We start from the raw sequence: 15,004 nt of genomic DNA, 5'->3' as shown, positions 1-15,004 counted from the left end.
CACCGCGGAGAGGATGCCCATGAGCGCTGCGGAGTTGCCCGGCACTGCTGTCCCGGCCCCGCCGCCGGGCATGGTCGTCACCGGCCGCTACGACGAGGGACCCGGCTACCGGATCAACCGCCCCGAGGGGGCGAGCAGCTGGCTGCTCACCTGGACGACGGACGGCTGCGGCCTGCTCCGTCAGGGGGCCGTGGAGACGCCCGCGCGCGCCGGCGACCTCGTCGTCCTCGCCCCCGGCGTCCCGCACAGCTACGCCGTCGGGCCGGGCGCGCGCCGCTGGCGGTTCTGGTGGACCCACTGCCAGGTCCGCCCCCACTGGACCCCGTGGCTGGCTCCGCGCGCCCTCGGCGACGGCGTGTACGCCGTCGGCGCCCCGGACGGTACCCACGCCCGGATCGAGGCGGCCTTCCACCGCGTGCTCGCCGACTCCCGGTGGACCGGCACCGGCGCGCCGCCCGCCCCCGCACCCGGCGACGCCCCCGTCGCCGTCGCGCACGGCAGCGCGGCACGCGAACTCGCCCTGTGCGCGCTGGAGGAGGTCGTCCTGCTCGCCACCGCCGGCGCGCACCCGGCGGCGCCCGGCCCGGCCGCCGAGGACGCGCGGGTGCGCCGCGCCGAGGAACTGATCGCCGCCGACCCGGGCGCCCCGCACACGGTCCGCTCGCTCGCCGCGCGTGTCGCGTTGTCGCCGTCCCGGTTCGCCCACCTTTTCACCGGTCAGACCGGCGTGCCGCCCATGCGCGCACTGCGCGAGGCCCGGCTGCGACACGCCGCCCGGCTGCTGGAGAGCACCGACCTGACCGTCGAGCGGGTCGCCGCCGCGTCCGGATTTCCCAGCCCGTTCCACTTCAACCGGGTTTTCCGAGAAAGATACGGTGTCCCGCCCGGCGCCTACCGGTCCGGTGAACGCCTGTAATGCGTGCGGCTATTGGTTCCCGGGCGCCGGTGGCCCGGCGGATCGTGCAGGTCGGGGCGCGGTTCAATGGTTGGGGTCGATACCAGGGCGGTCGGCCCTGAATCCCCGCGCAAATTACGATGTCGATACGGCGACAATGTGCCGGGACTGTCATTGACGTTTCGTCAAATTACCGCAGCCGCCGGGCAATGCGCAAAACCCTGGGATCTCTTGTTCTGCCCTGCTGGCCTGTGCAAAGGTGTGGCGTGTCGGCATGCGGGCGATTATTTTCGACCGCCGCGTGCGCGAGGCCGCTCCCCGCGTGCCGAACCCCCCAACAAGCCCATCCGGCCTCGGCGTCGGCCGGGCCGCATATCGGTCGCATACCAGACGGTATGGACCGAATCCCGCGTTGCGTCTGGAAGGAATGCAGCCGTGAATGACGCAGGCCTGGGGAATTCCCCTACCCCCGCCCGGCCGTTCGGCGTCACCGACGAGCAGCTCAGCGCCGAGCTCAAGCAGTGGACGGGCACGGCGCCCGCCCTGCACCCCGTCGGTGAACTCCTCGACCGGCACTGGGAAGCGGCCTTCGCCTACGCCCGTCTGTGCACCGACGGGACGCGCGGCGCGGGAATGCTCACCACCGCCGCCTTCACCCGGCTCTTCGGTGAATCCCTCCGCCAGGCCGGGCCGACCGCTGCCTGGCGCCCTCAACTCCTCGTCACCGTCCGCCGCATAGCCGCCGAGTGGGACCACGACGGCCGCGGCGAACTGCTCCACCCCCAGCTGCGCGTCGGCAAGGGCGAACGGGCCGCCGCCCGGCTGCTCCCGCCCGCGAACCGGCGGCTGCTCTCCCGCGCCTTCCAGCGGCTCACCCCGTCCTCGCGGACCGTGCTGTGGCACACCGAGGTCGAGTCGGAGCCCCTGGCGGCACCCGCCGCACTGCTGGGCCTGGACGAGCAGGACGCGCAGGTCGAACTGCGCCGGGCCCGCGAGCGGATGCGCGAGGAGTGCCTCCAGGTGCACCGCGAACTCGCCCACGAGGACGAGTGCCAGCGCTACGTCCGGATGATCGACGTGACCTTCCGGCGTGGCGGGATCGACATCGACCGGGACCTCCAGCAGCACCTGAACGGCTGCAAGCACTGCCGGTACACCGCCGACCAGCTCCACCAGTTCAACGGCGGCGGCCTCGGCGTCGCCCTCGCCGAGGCCGTGCTCGGCTGGGGCGCCCGCGCCTACATGGAGTCCCGGGCCGGCCTGGCCCGGGAGCCCGCCGAGCCCGAGGTCACTCCCGTCGGGGGGCTCGCCGGCGGCGAGGCGTTCGCGCCGCCCGCCGCCCCCGGCAAGGACCTGGTCGTGCACCCCGCCGCCTCCCGGCGTGCCAAGCAGCGGGCAGCCCGCCGGGTCCGCCGCCGCAACCTCACCGTGGCCGTGGGCACGGTGAGCGGCCTGGTCGTGCTGCCGCTGGTGCTGTGGTCGGTGCTCGGCTCGGGCGACGACAGCACCTCGGCCGCCGCCAGGCCGTCCGCCACGCCGGCCGGCTCCGCCACCTCGGGCCCGTCCTGGGTCGGCACCAGCCGCACCACCCAGGGCACCCTGCGCGGCCGGCTGCACAACATCGCCTCCGGCCTGTGCATCGGCGTGGTCGGCAAGAAGGCCGTCAAGGGCGCCGAGACCGAGCTCGCCGAGTGCTCCTCGGTCGCCAGCCAGCAGTGGACGTACGAAGGCGACGGACTGCTGCGCAACGCCGCGGCCCCCGACCTGTGCCTCGACTCGCACCTCGGCTACTCCGTCCAGCTCGCCCCGTGTACCGCGGCGGCCGGGACCAAGGCCAAGAGCGTCCACTACGACTTCACCCTCCAGGGCGCGCTGGTGCCCCGCTGGGACCAGGACCTGGCCCTCGCCCCGGCCGCCACCGATGGCGGTGGCGCGCTGGTGGTCAAGAACCGGACGAACGCCGGCGCGCAGCGCTGGGTGATGGACACCTCGCAGCCCGACCTGCAGATGCAGATCGTCAACTGGGACGCCGACAGTACGCCGACGCCGGCAGCGACCGCGTCCGCCACCCCGACCACCAAGGCCGCGAAGCCCGCCACGCCGACGCCCGCCCCGTCCGCGTCCAGGACGACCGCGCAGCCGACCCCGTCGAGCACTCCGAGCTACGACCCGTGTGCCGAGTACCCGGGGTACTGCTACGGATCCGGGGACGGCCAGTACGGCGGGGGCTGGGGCGGCGGCGGATATGGCGGCGGCTACGGCGGCGGTTATGGCGGCGGGGGCTACCCCGGGCACTGAGTCCGTGCGGTCTCAGGGGTGCGGCGGCGGGGGCGGCATCGTCGTCAGGTCCGGCGCACCCTCCGGCCACACCAGCAGCACCGGGCAGGGCGCGTGGTCGACGACGAACCGCGCCGCCTTGCCCAGGCTGTGCGGCCCGAGCCGGGACCGGTCGCCGTCCCGGGCCAGGACCAGCAGCCCGGCGTCGCCGGCGGCGGCCACCACCTCCCGCTCGACCCGGCCGACCCGCTCCAGCCGGGTGCACGGCCGCCCCAGCCGGGCCTCGGCCGCGTCCAGCAGCTCCGCCGCCGACCTCCCGCCGAGCTCCACCAGCCGCCGCTCCGGGTCCGGTTCCGAGCCGGCCCGGCCCAGCAGCCCCGCGAAGGCGCCGTGCGCGAGCCCGGCCACCCCCGGTTCGTCCACATGCAGCAGCACCACCTCGGACGCGTCCGGCGCGTAGCCGCGCGCCGCGTCCACACAGGCGGGCCAGGTGCCCTCGACCAGCCAGACGATCACCCGCATGTCCTTGGCCTCCCAGCTGTTTCCCGACTGATACCCGACTACGCGCTCCGCTTGAAGTGCCGCGATCTGCCGCGAGCCGACTGCGGCGCCGTCGTGGCTGGTCGCGCCCACGCGGCGGAGCCGCACATGGATACAGCCCCGCGCCCGTTACGGAGCGCTTTCGCCGGACTCGGTTACACCCCGACCACCTGGAGCGCCCCCCACAGTGCCACCACCGCCGAGCACAGCGCGGCCGGCACGGCGAGCAGCCCCAGGCGGGTGAACTCGCCGAGGTCCACGCCGTGGTCGTGCTGGTGCACGATCCTGCGCCACAGCAGCGTCGCGAGCGACCCGGCGTAGGTGAGGTTCGGGCCGATGTTCACCCCCAGCAGCACGGCCAGCACCGCGCCCGGCCCGGCCGGGGCGGCCAGCGGCAGCAGCACCAGCACCGCCGGCAGGTTGTTGACGACGTTCGCGAGGACGGCGGCGAGCGCGGCGATGCCGAGCAGCGCCGGCAGCCCGGTCCCGTCCGGCAGCACGTGGCCGAGCGCGTCCGCGAGCCCGTTGTCGACGACCGCCCGCACCACGATCCCGAGCGCCAGCACGAACGCCAGGAACGCGGGCGCGGCAGCCTTCACCACCGTCAGCGGCGTCGCCCGCCGCCGCAGCAGGGCCCGACCGGCCAACACCAGCGCACCCGCGCACGCCGCCCACGCCGGGTCGACGCCGACCGCGGAGGTGAGCACGAACCCGGCGAGCGTGCAGGCCACCGTCACCAGCGCGAACACCGGCAGCCGGGGCGGCTCGCCGGGGTCGGCGGAGCCCGGCGCCGCCGAGGAGAGGTCACGGGCGAAGAACCGCCGGAACACCAGGTACTCGGCGCCGATCGCCACCAGCCAGGGCAGCACCATCAGCGCCGCGAACCGGGTGAAGCTCAGCCCGCTCGCCGCGAACGCCAGCAGGTTCGTCAGGTTGGACACCGGCAGCAGCAGCGAGGCGGTGTTCGACAGGTGCGTACAGGCATAGACGTGCGGTTTCGCCCGCACCCCGGACCGGGCTGCCGTCGCGAACACCACCGGCGTCAGCAGCACCACCGTCGCGTCCAGGCTGAGCACGGCCGTGATCACCGACGCCAGCGCGAACACCGCCGTCAGCAGCCGCACCGGCCGCCCGCCCGACCACCGGGCCATCCACGCCCCGCAGGCCTGGAAGAGGCCCTCCACGTCACAGAAGTGGGCCAGTACCAGGACCGCGGCGAGGAAACCGACCACCGGCCCCAGCTGCGCGGCCTCCGCGCGCGCGTGGTCGAGGGAGATCGCCCCGGTGGCGACGACGATGCCCGCCGCCGGTACGGCGAGCACCGCCTCCGGCCAGCCGCGCGGCCGGATCACGGCCCAGGCCAGGACGGCGGCGAGCAGGAGGACGGACAGGGTCTCGGCGAGCGGGGTGTTCAGGGCGCGTCCCTCGGAGGCGTGATCAAGTACGGCCCGACCATGAAAGCAGATGAAAGCAGACGGACCAGGTTACGACGACGGGGTACCCGCCGCGCCCAGGAACTCCCCCCAGCCGCCCGTGGGCTCCTGCCCCGGGTTCAGTGTGCGCAGCGTCCGCAGCACCGCCGGGTCCTGGGCCTCCAGCCACGCCACCAGCTGCTTGAAGGACACGAAGCGCACGTCGTCGTACTGGGCCATCCGGCCGATCGCCTCCTCGACGGCGTCCATGTAGATGCCGCCGTTCCAGCGCTCGAAGTGGTTGCCGATGAAGAACGGCGCCCGGTTGGTGGTGTACGCCCGCTCGAAGCCCGCCACGTAGCTGTCGCGGGCCTGGGTGCGCCAGGCGTCGTACTGGGTCTTGTCGCCCAGCGGATTGCCGGCGGACTGGTTGTACATCATGTTGTAGTCCATCGACAGGACCTGGAAGGAGTGCCCGGGGAACGGTATGGACTGCAGGGGGAAGTCCCAGATGCGGTTGCCCTGCACCTTGCCCGGCCAGATCTGCAGGCCGCCGGGCGAGGAGGCGTCGTACTTCCAGCCGAGCGCGGCGGCCGTGGGCAGCAGGTTGGCCTGGCCCTCCAGGCACGGGGTGCGGCCGCCGATCAGTTCCTTGCTGTAGTCGAAGGGCAGCGGCTCCAGGTCGGTGAAGCCGGTGTTCGTCTTCCACTTGGTGACGAAGTCCATGGCCTGGTCGATCTCGCTGCGCCACTCGGCGGGGGACCAGTTGCGCACGCCGTCGGAGCCGCAGAAGTGCCCGTTGAAGTGGGTGCCGATCTCGTGGCCCTCCAGCCAGGCGGCGCGCACCTGCTGGAGCGTGTTGTGGATGTGCCCATCGGAGAGGTAGCCGATCGCGGAGGCGCCGACCGGGTGCTGCGGGGGACGGTAGAGGTCCTTCTTCGACTCGGGCAGGGTGTAGATGCCGGAGAGGAAGAACGTCATCTTCGCGCCGTGGTCCGCGGCCACCTTGCGGAAGCGGGAGAACAGCTTGTTGCTGAGCTCGCCCGCGCCGTCCCAGGAGAACACCACGAACTGCGGCGGCTTGGTGCCGGGCGCCATCCGCGTCGCCTTCGGCTGGTGCGGCTGCGCGCCGGTGTCGGCGGTGGAGCCGTCGCCGATGAGCTTCAGCGGCCTCGCCGACGCGTTCCCGTTCGCGCCGCCGTCCTTGACGCCGGCGGCCGAACTGCTGCCGCCCAGCGTCCAGTTGCCGTTCGAGCATGCCGAGAGGGCGCCGAGGGCCCCGGCCGTCGCGCCCGCCGTCAGCACCCGCCTGCGGGAGATGCCGCTCATGTCCGTCCCCGATTCCGTCGTCCCGGCCCCTCGCGGAGCCCCGTTGCTGTGTGGTCGACGGGTTCGATGGGCGGTCCGGCGGAAAAGATCGGAGCCGGCTGTGCGTGTTGCACGTCTGTGACACTCGTGGCCCGGACATGACGAACCCCGCTGCCCCGGGGAGTGGGCAGCGGGGTCCGGTCAGGGGGCGGTCAGGCGCCGGTACCGGCGCTGAACACGCCCAGCCGCACCGAGGAGGCGTTCCCGGAGACCGGGACCGCGCCGTTCTTCCAGGCGACCTTCAGCGAGTCCTTCTCGTCCGGCGGGGTGACGAGGAGCGCGGCCGGTGTCGCCGTCTTGGCGCCGCTGATCTCCGGGTTGGAGAAGGTCAGCCCTGCCCAGGCGCTCTGGCCCGGCTTGAGCGTGACCGTCGCGGCGGTGCTGCCGGACTCGCGCTGCGGGTCGGGGCCGAGCTGGGTGCCGGCGGCGTTCACGAAGGCGGCGCCCGGGTAGCCGCGCACGGTGCAGGTGCGGCCCGAAGTGTTGGTGAGCACGATCGGGAAGTTCTCCTGACCGGCCCCCGGGTTGTTGCCGCCCACCGAGGCGGTCAGCTCGGAGGTGTGGCAGCGGGGCGAGGCGGCGCTGCTCGTCGTGGTGCTGCCGGTCGACGAACCGCCGCCGGTCGCCGAGCCGCCGGTCTGGGACGCCGACGAGGATCCGGTGCCGGACGGGACGGCGGAGGTGTTCGAGGTGTCCGTGCTCGACGCGTTGCCGGTCGCGGGCGCCGCCGTGCCCGACACCGACTCCGGGGACTTGCCCTGACCGCCGTTGCCGCAGGCGGTCAGCAGGCCCAGGGCGGCGACCGTGCTCGCGAGCAGGGCCGCCCCGCGCCGCAAGGACTGGGACGTGTGCGCCATGTGTCTTCACCACTCCTGGATGTCGGGGCACACCTGCGCGGCGTGCCCTGGGCGCTCCGTGCGCCGTCACTCCCATCCGATGCGAGGAAGGGCGGAAAAGTTCGGGGGCACGCCGAAACTCACCGGGTCAGGTGACCCGAAGGGACCGGAGTATGCCGTCGGTGACGCTCCTGTCGACGGCACCCTTCTGCCGAACCTGCACATACACCTGGGGCCGGCTGTCCCCGTCGGCCGGGCTCAGGGCCGCCTCCTGGATCGAGCCGCCCGCGCCGGAACAGGCGCTCCAGCTGCGGATGCTGCCCTGCCAGTCGGTGCCGGTGAAGGCGCGGCTGCCGTCGTAGTGGCAGCCGGAGTGGGAGAGGGCCTTCACCTCGGCCGCGACGTCGCCGCGTTCGCTCACGCCGATGAACACGCCGTTCACCGCGGTCGTCAGGTCCTGCCACTCGGACACGTCGTCGGCGACCTCCAGACCCGGCTCGTGCCCGGAGGCCAGCCCCAGGGCCTGCGGGTTCCAGCCGGAGTTCCGCAGCTCGCCCGCCCACCCGGACGGCACCTGGGCCACCACCCGCCCGGTGGAGTCGGCGACCCGCGTCTCGTCCCCCGCCGACCCGTTCCGGTCGATCATCGTGACCGCGAGGGCCGTGCCCCCGGCCGCGAGCACCGCGGCGACGGTCAGTGTGACCGCGTTGAGCCGCCTGCGGACACCGTCCAGGCGCCGTGGCCGGTGCGCCGCCGTGGCCGCCGCCAGCCGGTCCAGCTCGTCCGCGAAGACCTGCGCGGACGGCCAGCGCCGCTGCCGGTCCGGCTCCAGGGCCCGCATCAGCGCCCGCTGCACGTCCTCCCCGAGGTCCGGCCGCAGCCGCTCCGGCCGGACCACCCTCCCGGGCGCCGCCGGCACCGTCCCGGTGACCAGCTCGTAGCCGACCGCACCCAGCGCGTAGACGTCGGCGCGGGCGTCGATGCCCTCGCCGGGCTCGGCCTGCTCCGGCGGCTGGTACCCCGCCGAACCGGCGGCCAGGGTCAGCCCCGACGCCTGTGCCAGGCTCTTCGCCAGCCCCAGGTCGGCGAGCAGCACCCGCCGGGTGCCGTCCTGCGCGGTGCGCAGCAGCACGTTGGTCGGCTTGATGTCCCGGTGCACGATCCCCGCCCCGTGCAGGTCCGCCGCGCCGCGCGCCGCCAGCGCGGTCAGCCGCAGCGCGTCGGGGATCGGGAGCGGGCCGCCGCCGAGCAGGTCGGCGAGGGTGCCCGCGTCGGCGTACTCCATCACGAAGTACGGCCGCCCGTCCGGGAGTTCGCCGATGTCGTAGACCTGAACCACGCGCTTGGAGTCGGCCCGCCGAAGCAGCCGCGCCTCGGAGAGGAAGCGGTCGTGGATGTCGAGGCGGTGGGACCAGTTGTCGGCGAGCACCTTCACCGCGACCGGGGCGTCCAGCTGGTCGTCGTGGGCGAGCCAGACCGTCCCGAAGGCACCGGTGCCCAGGCGCTGTTCGAGGCGATAGCGGCCGATCCGCTCCAGGGGTTGCATACGACTATCATGCCTGTCCTGAGATCGACTTCGAGGGGGACCTCCCGTGCCGGACGCCGCGCTGACCGAAGACCTCGCCCGGCGGGCCTCCGCCGGCGACCAGGTGGCCCTGAACCAGCTGCTCTCCGAGGTCTGGCCGGACGTCGTACGGCGCTGCGGGCGGTTCCTGCCGTGCCGGGAGGACGCCGAGGAGGCGGCCCAGGACGTGCTGCTCCAGATCTCCCGGAAGATCTCGACGTTCGAGGGCCGCAGCCGCTTCAGCACCTGGCTGTACACGGTCGTCGCCAACTGCTCCCGGCAGAAGTACCGGGACCTCAAGCGGCGGGCGGCGGAGCAGCCGGCGACCATCGAACCCACCGAGCACGTCGACCCGCGTACGACGAGCGTGATCGCCGGGTCCCGGATCGATCTGCTGGAGGCGCTGGACCGGCTGGAGCGTGAGCACCCGCAGCTGGTCGCGCCGCTCGTCTACCGGGACATCTGCCAGCTGGACTACGCGGAGGTCGCCGAGCGGGTGGGTATCCCGCTGGGCACCCTGAAGTCCCGGCTGCACGAGGCCCGCAAGCAGGTCCGGCCCTGGCTGAGCGCGCGGTGACAGCAGAAAGGGCCGCACATCGGCGGCCCGGAAGAAACACAGGGCGACGAGTTCTTCTCCTCGCCCTTCTTAACGTATAGCGCACGGGGGGCCTTGCGGCAAGGCCCCCCTCGTCCCGCAGAATCGCAGGCCGAAGCCAGGAACCGCGGTATTTGGGGGATGCGCGACATGCGTGTGCTGTTGATGGGATATGGGTCGCGCGGCGACGTCGAACCGCTGGCGGGACTCGCCGTGGCGCTGCGCGAGCTCGGCGCCGAGGCACGGGTGTGCGCCCCGCCGGACGAGGAGTTCGCGGAGCTGCTGGCCCGTGCGGGCGTGCCGCACGTGCCGTTCGGGCCGTCGGTGCGCGCGCTGGTGACCCGGCCGAATCCGGCACCGGAGGACGCGTTCAAGCTCGCGCCCGAGCTGGTGGCCGCGCACTTCGAGACGGTCGGCCCGGCGGCCGAGGGATGTGACGCGCTGGTGGCGAGCGGCCTGATGCCGGCCGGCGCGCGGTCGGTGGCCGAGAACCTGGGCATCCGCTACGTGCTGGCCTGCTACCACACCGCCGGACTGCCGTCCTCGCGCTTCCCGCCGGCGGGCAGGCCGGGCCGCCCGGCCCCTGCCGACGCCGACCTGCCGACGCTGTGGAAGGTGGACGCCGAGCGGGTGAACGCCCTGTACGGCGAGGCGCTCAACACCCACCGGGCCGCGCTCGGCCTGCCCCCGGTGGACAACGTCCGCGACCACGTCCTCACCGACCGGCCGTGGCTGGCGGCCGATCCGGGGCTGGGCGCGTGGCAGGAGATGACGGATCTCCAACTGGTGCAGACCGGCGCCTGGCTGCTGCCGGACCACCGCCCGCTGGCGGACGACCTGGTGGCGTTCCTGGAGGCCGGTGCGCCGCCGGTGTACGTCGGCTTCGGGAGCATGGCCATGCGCGGCGCGCCGGACGCCGCCGAAGTCGCCGTCGAGGCGGTACGCGCCCAGGGCCGCCGCGTGCTGGTCGGCCGAGGCTGGGCGGACCTCGCCCCGAGCGACGGCGCCGACTGCTTCGCCGTCGGCGAGGTCAACCACCAGGCGCTCTTCCGCCGGGTCGCCGCCGTCGTCCACCACGGGGGCGCGGGTACCACGACGACGGCCGCCGTGGCCGGGGTGCCCCAGGTGGTCGTCCCCCAGCTCGTGGACCAGCCGCACTGGGCCGCCCGGGTGGCCGCACTGGGCATCGGCGCGGCCCACGACGGCCCGACCCCGACCTTCGAGTCCCTTTCGGCCGCGCTCGCGACCGCCCTCACCCCCGAGACCCGGGCCCGCGCGGCCGCCGTGGCCGGCACGCTGCGCACCGACGGAGCGACCGTGGCCGCGCGGCTGCTCCTCGACGGCGCCTGAGCACGGCGTGACGCACCGTCCGACGGCCACTGTGGTGCCCCTCAGGGGGCCGGGGGTGGAACCGCGCGACCAGCCACGGCGGCCCCGCAGTTTCCCGCGCACCGCAACCTGCCATGAACTCCGGACGACGGTCGCCGTCCCAGCCCCCACGGTCCGACCCCCTTCACGGGTCACGACCGCCGGCCCGCCTCTCGCGCCGCCCTCCCTGTCCGTCCCACCCTTCCGGACCTTCCGGACGTCCTGCCGTACGCGCCCTGGGCCGCACGGCCTCCCCACGGAGCTGATGCATTGCACCCCCTGACCACCAGCGCCTTCGACCTCCCCGAGCGCCTCTCAGCCAAGGCCGACCCGGCTCTGATCGCCGACGACGAGCGGCACCTGGCCGCCATCGCCGCGTGCCTCGCCCAGACGATCGCCGAACTTTCCGACCGCCTCGACGCCGAGCTCAGGGCACCGGGCGGCACCGGCCGGGCCGCGATGGACCGGGACATCGAGGTCCACCGGCTGACCGGACGGCTGCGCACCCTGCGCCGCTTCGGCCTCGACCTGTGCCTCGGCCGCATCGTCGGCGCGGACGACCCCGAGCCCGTGTACATCGGCCGCCTCGGTCTCACCGACAGCACGGGCCGCCGGCTGCTGATCGACTGGCGGTCGCCCGCCGCCGAGCCGTTCTTCGCGGCGACCCACGCCGACCCGGCGGGGCTGCGCAGCAGACGCAGGTACCGCTGGACGGACGGCCGGATCAGCGACTACTGGGACGAGGTGTTCACCGCCGACGGGCTCGACGGGCACGCCGCACTCGACGACCAGTCCGCGTTCATCGCCAGCCTGGGCGCCGACCGCTCGGAGCGGATGCGGGACGTGCTCGCCACCATCCAGGCCGACCAGGACGCGATCATCCGCGCGGGATCCCGCGGCGCCCTCGTCGTCGACGGCGGCCCGGGCACCGGCAAGACGGTCGTCGCCCTGCACCGCACCGCCCACCTCCTGTACTCCGACCCGCGTCTCGGCCACCGCCGGGGCGGGGTGCTGTTCGTCGGCCCGCACCGGCCCTACCTGAACTACGTCTCCGACGTCCTCCCGAGCCTCGGTGAGGAGGGCGTGCAGACCTGCGTCCTGCGGGACCTGGTCGAAGAGGGGGCCTCCGCTGCCGTCGAGACCGACCCGGAGGCGGCCCGGCTGAAGTCGTCCGCGGACATGGTGAGGGCGATCGAGACGGCCGTCCGGTTCTACGAGGAGCCGCCGGCCCAGGGGATGACGGTCACCACCGACTGGGGCGACCTCCGGCTGACCGCCGACGACTGGGCCGACGCCTTCCGGGCACCGGCTCCCGGCACCCCGCACAACGAGGCACGCGACCAGATCTGGGAGGAGCTGGCCGCCATCCTGCTGGACAGGTACCGCGGCGCCGACGTGGCGCCCGAGGAGTTCCGCAGGTCCCTGCAGCAGGACCGGGAGCTGGTCGACACCCTCGGCCGCGCCTGGCCGCTGCTGGAGCCGACCGACCTGGTCGGGGACCTCTGGTCGGTCCCCGCCTACCTGCGGCTGTGCGCCCCCTGGCTCGGCCGCGACGACGTGCGCAGGCTCCAGCGCGCCGACGCCCAGGCCTGGACGGTGTCCGACCTGCCGCTCCTGGACGCGGCCCGGCAGCGGCTCGGCGACCCGGAGGCGGCCCGGCGCAAACGGCGGCAGGAGGCCGTGCTCGCCGCCCAGCGCGAGCGGATGACCCAGGTCGTCGACAACCTGATCGGGGCCGTTGCCGACTCCGGCGCCGACGGTGACGACGGCGAGGGCCTGGTGAGGATGCTCCGGGGCGCGGACGCCAAGGTCAGCCTGGTCGACGAGTCCGAACTCTTCGTCCTCGCCCCTGACCTGCTGGCCGGCCCGTTCGCGCACATCGTCGTCGACGAGGCCCAGGAGCTCACCGACGCGGAGTGGCAGATGCTGTTGCTGCGCTGCCCGTCCCGGAGCTTCACCATCGTCGGAGACCGCGCCCAGGCACGGCACGGGTTCACGGAGACCTGGCAGGAACGCCTGGCACGGGTCGGGTTCGACCGGATCGAACTGGCCTCGCTCGCCATCAACTACCGCACCCCGGAAGAGGTCATGGCGGAGGCCGAGCCGGTCATCCGGGCCGTGCTCCCGGACGCCAACGTGCCGACCTCGATCCGCGGCGGCGGCCTGCCCGTGGTCCACGGATCCGTCTCCGAGCGGGACGAGATCCTCCGCACCTGGCTCGCCACCCACGCCGAGGGCGTCGCCTGCGTGATCGGCGACCCCCGCTTCACACCGACGCCCCGGGTCGCCTCGCTCACTCCCGAACTGTCGAAGGGGCTCGAATTCGACCTTGTCGTCCTGGTCGACCCGGAGGAGTTCGGCACGGGCGTGACCGGCGGCGTCGACCGCTACGTCGCGATGACCCGCGCGACCCGGCAGCTGGTCGTCCTGACGACCGACTGAGCGCTCCGCTGGAAGGGCCGCGACCTGCCGTCGGCCGACTGCGGCGCCGTGGTGGCCGGTCGCGCAGTTCCTCCCCCGGCCTTCGGCCGGTGGTACCCCCGGAGTCAGGCCACGCCGAGTTCGGTCGCCGCGCGCACGGCGAACCAGACCTCGGTGAAGGCGGCCGTCGTCGACAGGTCCCGGCCGGTCACCTCGCCGAAGCGGCGCAGCCGGTAGGCGAGGGTGTTGGGGTGGACGTGCAGGGCCGCGGCGGCGTCCTCGGTGCGGCGGTCGCGTTCCATCCAGGTGCGGACGGAGACCAGCAGCTGCGACCCGTGTGCCTCGTCGTAGCGCAGGGCCGGGCCGAGGACCTGCTCGACGAGCGCCGACAGCAGCCGGCGGTCCTCGGGCAGCCACCGTCCGGTGGCGTCCTCGCCGTAGTGGAGGAGCGGCTTGCCCGCCTCCTCCGCGCGGCCCGCCGCCCATTCCGCCTCCTGCTGGGCGACCCGCAGCGGCTCGCCGACGGTGAAGGGGCGGCTCACCCCGCACACCGCGCCGGGCAGCTCGGCCAGGGCCTCGGTGAAGCCGGGTTCGGCGAGGACCAGCCGGTCCTCGCCGCGGCGCAGGGTGAGGTGCGGGTGGCCGGACAGGGCGCCGTCCAGCTGCTCGTCCGGGGTGCGCCGGAGCACCGCGAGAACGACGGGCCGCTGTGCGTCCAGACCGTGGTGGGCCAGCCGGCGCTGGGCACCGGCCGGGTCGAGGGTGTCCTGGAGCATCTCGGCGAGGGTCTCCGCCCCCTCTCGCCGCAGCACCTCGCGTTCCCCGCGCACCATCGCGAGCCGCAGCGCGGCGACGGTGGCCAGGTGCTGGACGACGGCCAGCCCGGCCGGGCGGGCGCCCGCCTGTTCCAGCGCGACCAGGTAGCCGGCCGCGCCGCCCGGACCGAGGACCGGGAGCACGAAGCCGCCGGGCACGGTCGGCGGGGCGTCCGGGTGCGCCGGCAGCACCGAGAGGTCCTGCGGCGCCGGGACGCCGGGCAGCAGCGGGCGCCCCTGGGGGGTGCACAGGAAGAGGCGGTAGCCGCTGAGCTGCTCCAGGCGGTCGAAGAGCGCGGGGATGTCCAGGTTCTCCTCGGCCATCCAGCGCAGCGCGCCGAAGACCTGGAGCTGCGCGCCGAGCCGTTCGGCGGACTTCTCGCTGACCGCGGCGGCGACCTCCTGGGCGATGGTGACGAAGGGAACGGTGAGCGGCACCTCGAGGACCGGGAAGCCGCGCTCCTCGGCCGCGGTGAGGAAGGCCTGGCGCAGCGGCGGGGTCCGCAGCTGGGTGCTGAGCACCAGCGCCGCGACACCCGCGTCGTCGAGCCGCTCCAGGTAGCGCCGCTGCGCCTCGCCGCCGCGGGGCACCGCGAGGCCCACGGTCATGAGGACCTCCGAGCCCTGGAGCCACGGGGTCGGGTCCTCCAGTTCGCTGACGTGCGCCCAGGAGACCGTGCGGCGCAGGCCGCCGCCGCCCGCGAGCAGGCGTATCTGCAGGGCCGGGAAGGACAGCAGGTCGCCGACGGTGAGGACGGAACGCGGCGTGACTTTGTGGTCAGACACAAGACCACTGTAGTTCTTCGTGCCGTCACCAATTGACCCTCTCGGCCGGCCGTCCGCACACTGAGGCATCCCCCGTTACCGGAACCACCAGCTCCGGTCCAGGGTCCGCCCACCCGGCGGTGTACAC

11 protein-coding genes are annotated in these 15,004 nt (G+C 74.0%); 5 read left to right on the top strand and 6 right to left on the bottom strand.

Annotated features, from left to right (window positions below):
* The first annotated feature begins 19 nt into the window (after positions 1 to 19).
* Positions 20 to 916 (top strand): helix-turn-helix domain-containing protein, encoded by an 897-nt coding sequence (locus tag ACFY6U_RS09140; RefSeq protein ID WP_390036167.1) that lies wholly within the window; start codon positions 20 to 22, stop codon positions 914 to 916.
* A 414-nt stretch (positions 917 to 1,330) separates the two neighbouring features.
* Complete coding sequence (locus ACFY6U_RS09135; protein WP_390036165.1) at positions 1,331 to 3,193, top strand: RICIN domain-containing protein; 1,863 nt, start codon at positions 1,331 to 1,333, stop codon at positions 3,191 to 3,193.
* A gap of 12 nt (positions 3,194 to 3,205) precedes the next feature.
* On the opposite strand, the gene ACFY6U_RS09130 is transcribed toward ACFY6U_RS09135, so the two are convergent.
* From ACFY6U_RS09130 to ACFY6U_RS09110, 5 genes are all read right to left on the bottom strand, one after another.
* Positions 3,206 to 3,694 (bottom strand): universal stress protein, encoded by a 489-nt coding sequence (locus ACFY6U_RS09130; RefSeq protein ID WP_390036164.1) that lies wholly within the window; start codon positions 3,692 to 3,694, stop codon positions 3,206 to 3,208.
* Positions 3,695 to 3,867: 173 nt separating this feature from the next.
* Positions 3,868 to 5,127, bottom strand: coding sequence for an arsenic transporter (locus tag ACFY6U_RS09125; RefSeq protein WP_390036559.1), 1,260 nt, complete (start codon positions 5,125 to 5,127; stop codon positions 3,868 to 3,870).
* A gap of 69 nt (positions 5,128 to 5,196) precedes the next feature.
* On the bottom strand, positions 5,197 to 6,453 hold the full coding sequence (locus ACFY6U_RS09120) for a hypothetical protein (RefSeq protein ID WP_390036162.1): 1,257 nt from the start codon (positions 6,451 to 6,453) through the stop codon (positions 5,197 to 5,199).
* A gap of 191 nt (positions 6,454 to 6,644) precedes the next feature.
* Positions 6,645 to 7,349 carry a DUF4232 domain-containing protein gene (locus ACFY6U_RS09115; RefSeq protein ID WP_390036161.1) on the bottom strand — a complete coding sequence of 235 codons (705 nt, stop codon included), beginning with the start codon at positions 7,347 to 7,349 and terminating at the stop codon, positions 6,645 to 6,647.
* A gap of 127 nt (positions 7,350 to 7,476) precedes the next feature.
* Positions 7,477 to 8,874 carry a serine/threonine-protein kinase gene (locus tag ACFY6U_RS09110; protein ID WP_390036159.1) on the bottom strand — a complete coding sequence of 466 codons (1,398 nt, stop codon included), beginning with the start codon at positions 8,872 to 8,874 and terminating at the stop codon, positions 7,477 to 7,479.
* Between the two features lie 46 nt (positions 8,875 to 8,920).
* On the opposite strand from ACFY6U_RS09110, the gene ACFY6U_RS09105 reads away from it, so the two are divergent.
* The 3 genes from ACFY6U_RS09105 to helR all read left to right on the top strand — a co-directional run bounded on the left by ACFY6U_RS09105 (position 8,921) and on the right by helR (position 13,297).
* Positions 8,921 to 9,469, top strand: coding sequence for a sigma-70 family RNA polymerase sigma factor (locus tag ACFY6U_RS09105; protein WP_351486530.1), 549 nt, complete (start codon positions 8,921 to 8,923; stop codon positions 9,467 to 9,469).
* A 168-nt stretch (positions 9,470 to 9,637) separates the two neighbouring features.
* Entirely contained in the window at positions 9,638 to 10,837 is a 1,200-nt protein-coding gene (locus ACFY6U_RS09100) for a glycosyltransferase (protein WP_390036157.1), read from the top strand.
* 288 nt (positions 10,838 to 11,125) lie between these two features.
* Complete coding sequence (helR, locus tag ACFY6U_RS09095; RefSeq protein WP_390036155.1) at positions 11,126 to 13,297, top strand: RNA polymerase recycling motor ATPase HelR; 2,172 nt, start codon at positions 11,126 to 11,128, stop codon at positions 13,295 to 13,297.
* Between the two features lie 104 nt (positions 13,298 to 13,401).
* Here helR and ACFY6U_RS09090 read toward each other — a convergent pair whose 3' ends face one another.
* On the bottom strand, positions 13,402 to 14,877 hold the full coding sequence (locus ACFY6U_RS09090) for a PucR family transcriptional regulator (RefSeq protein WP_390036154.1): 1,476 nt from the start codon (positions 14,875 to 14,877) through the stop codon (positions 13,402 to 13,404).
* Positions 14,878 to 15,004 lie beyond the last annotated feature (127 nt).

The sequence above is a fragment of the Streptomyces sp. NPDC013157 genome, from assembly GCF_042899865.1.
Classification (GTDB): domain Bacteria; phylum Actinomycetota; class Actinomycetes; order Streptomycetales; family Streptomycetaceae; genus Streptomyces.
This window is presented reverse-complemented; position numbering and strand designations above follow the sequence as displayed.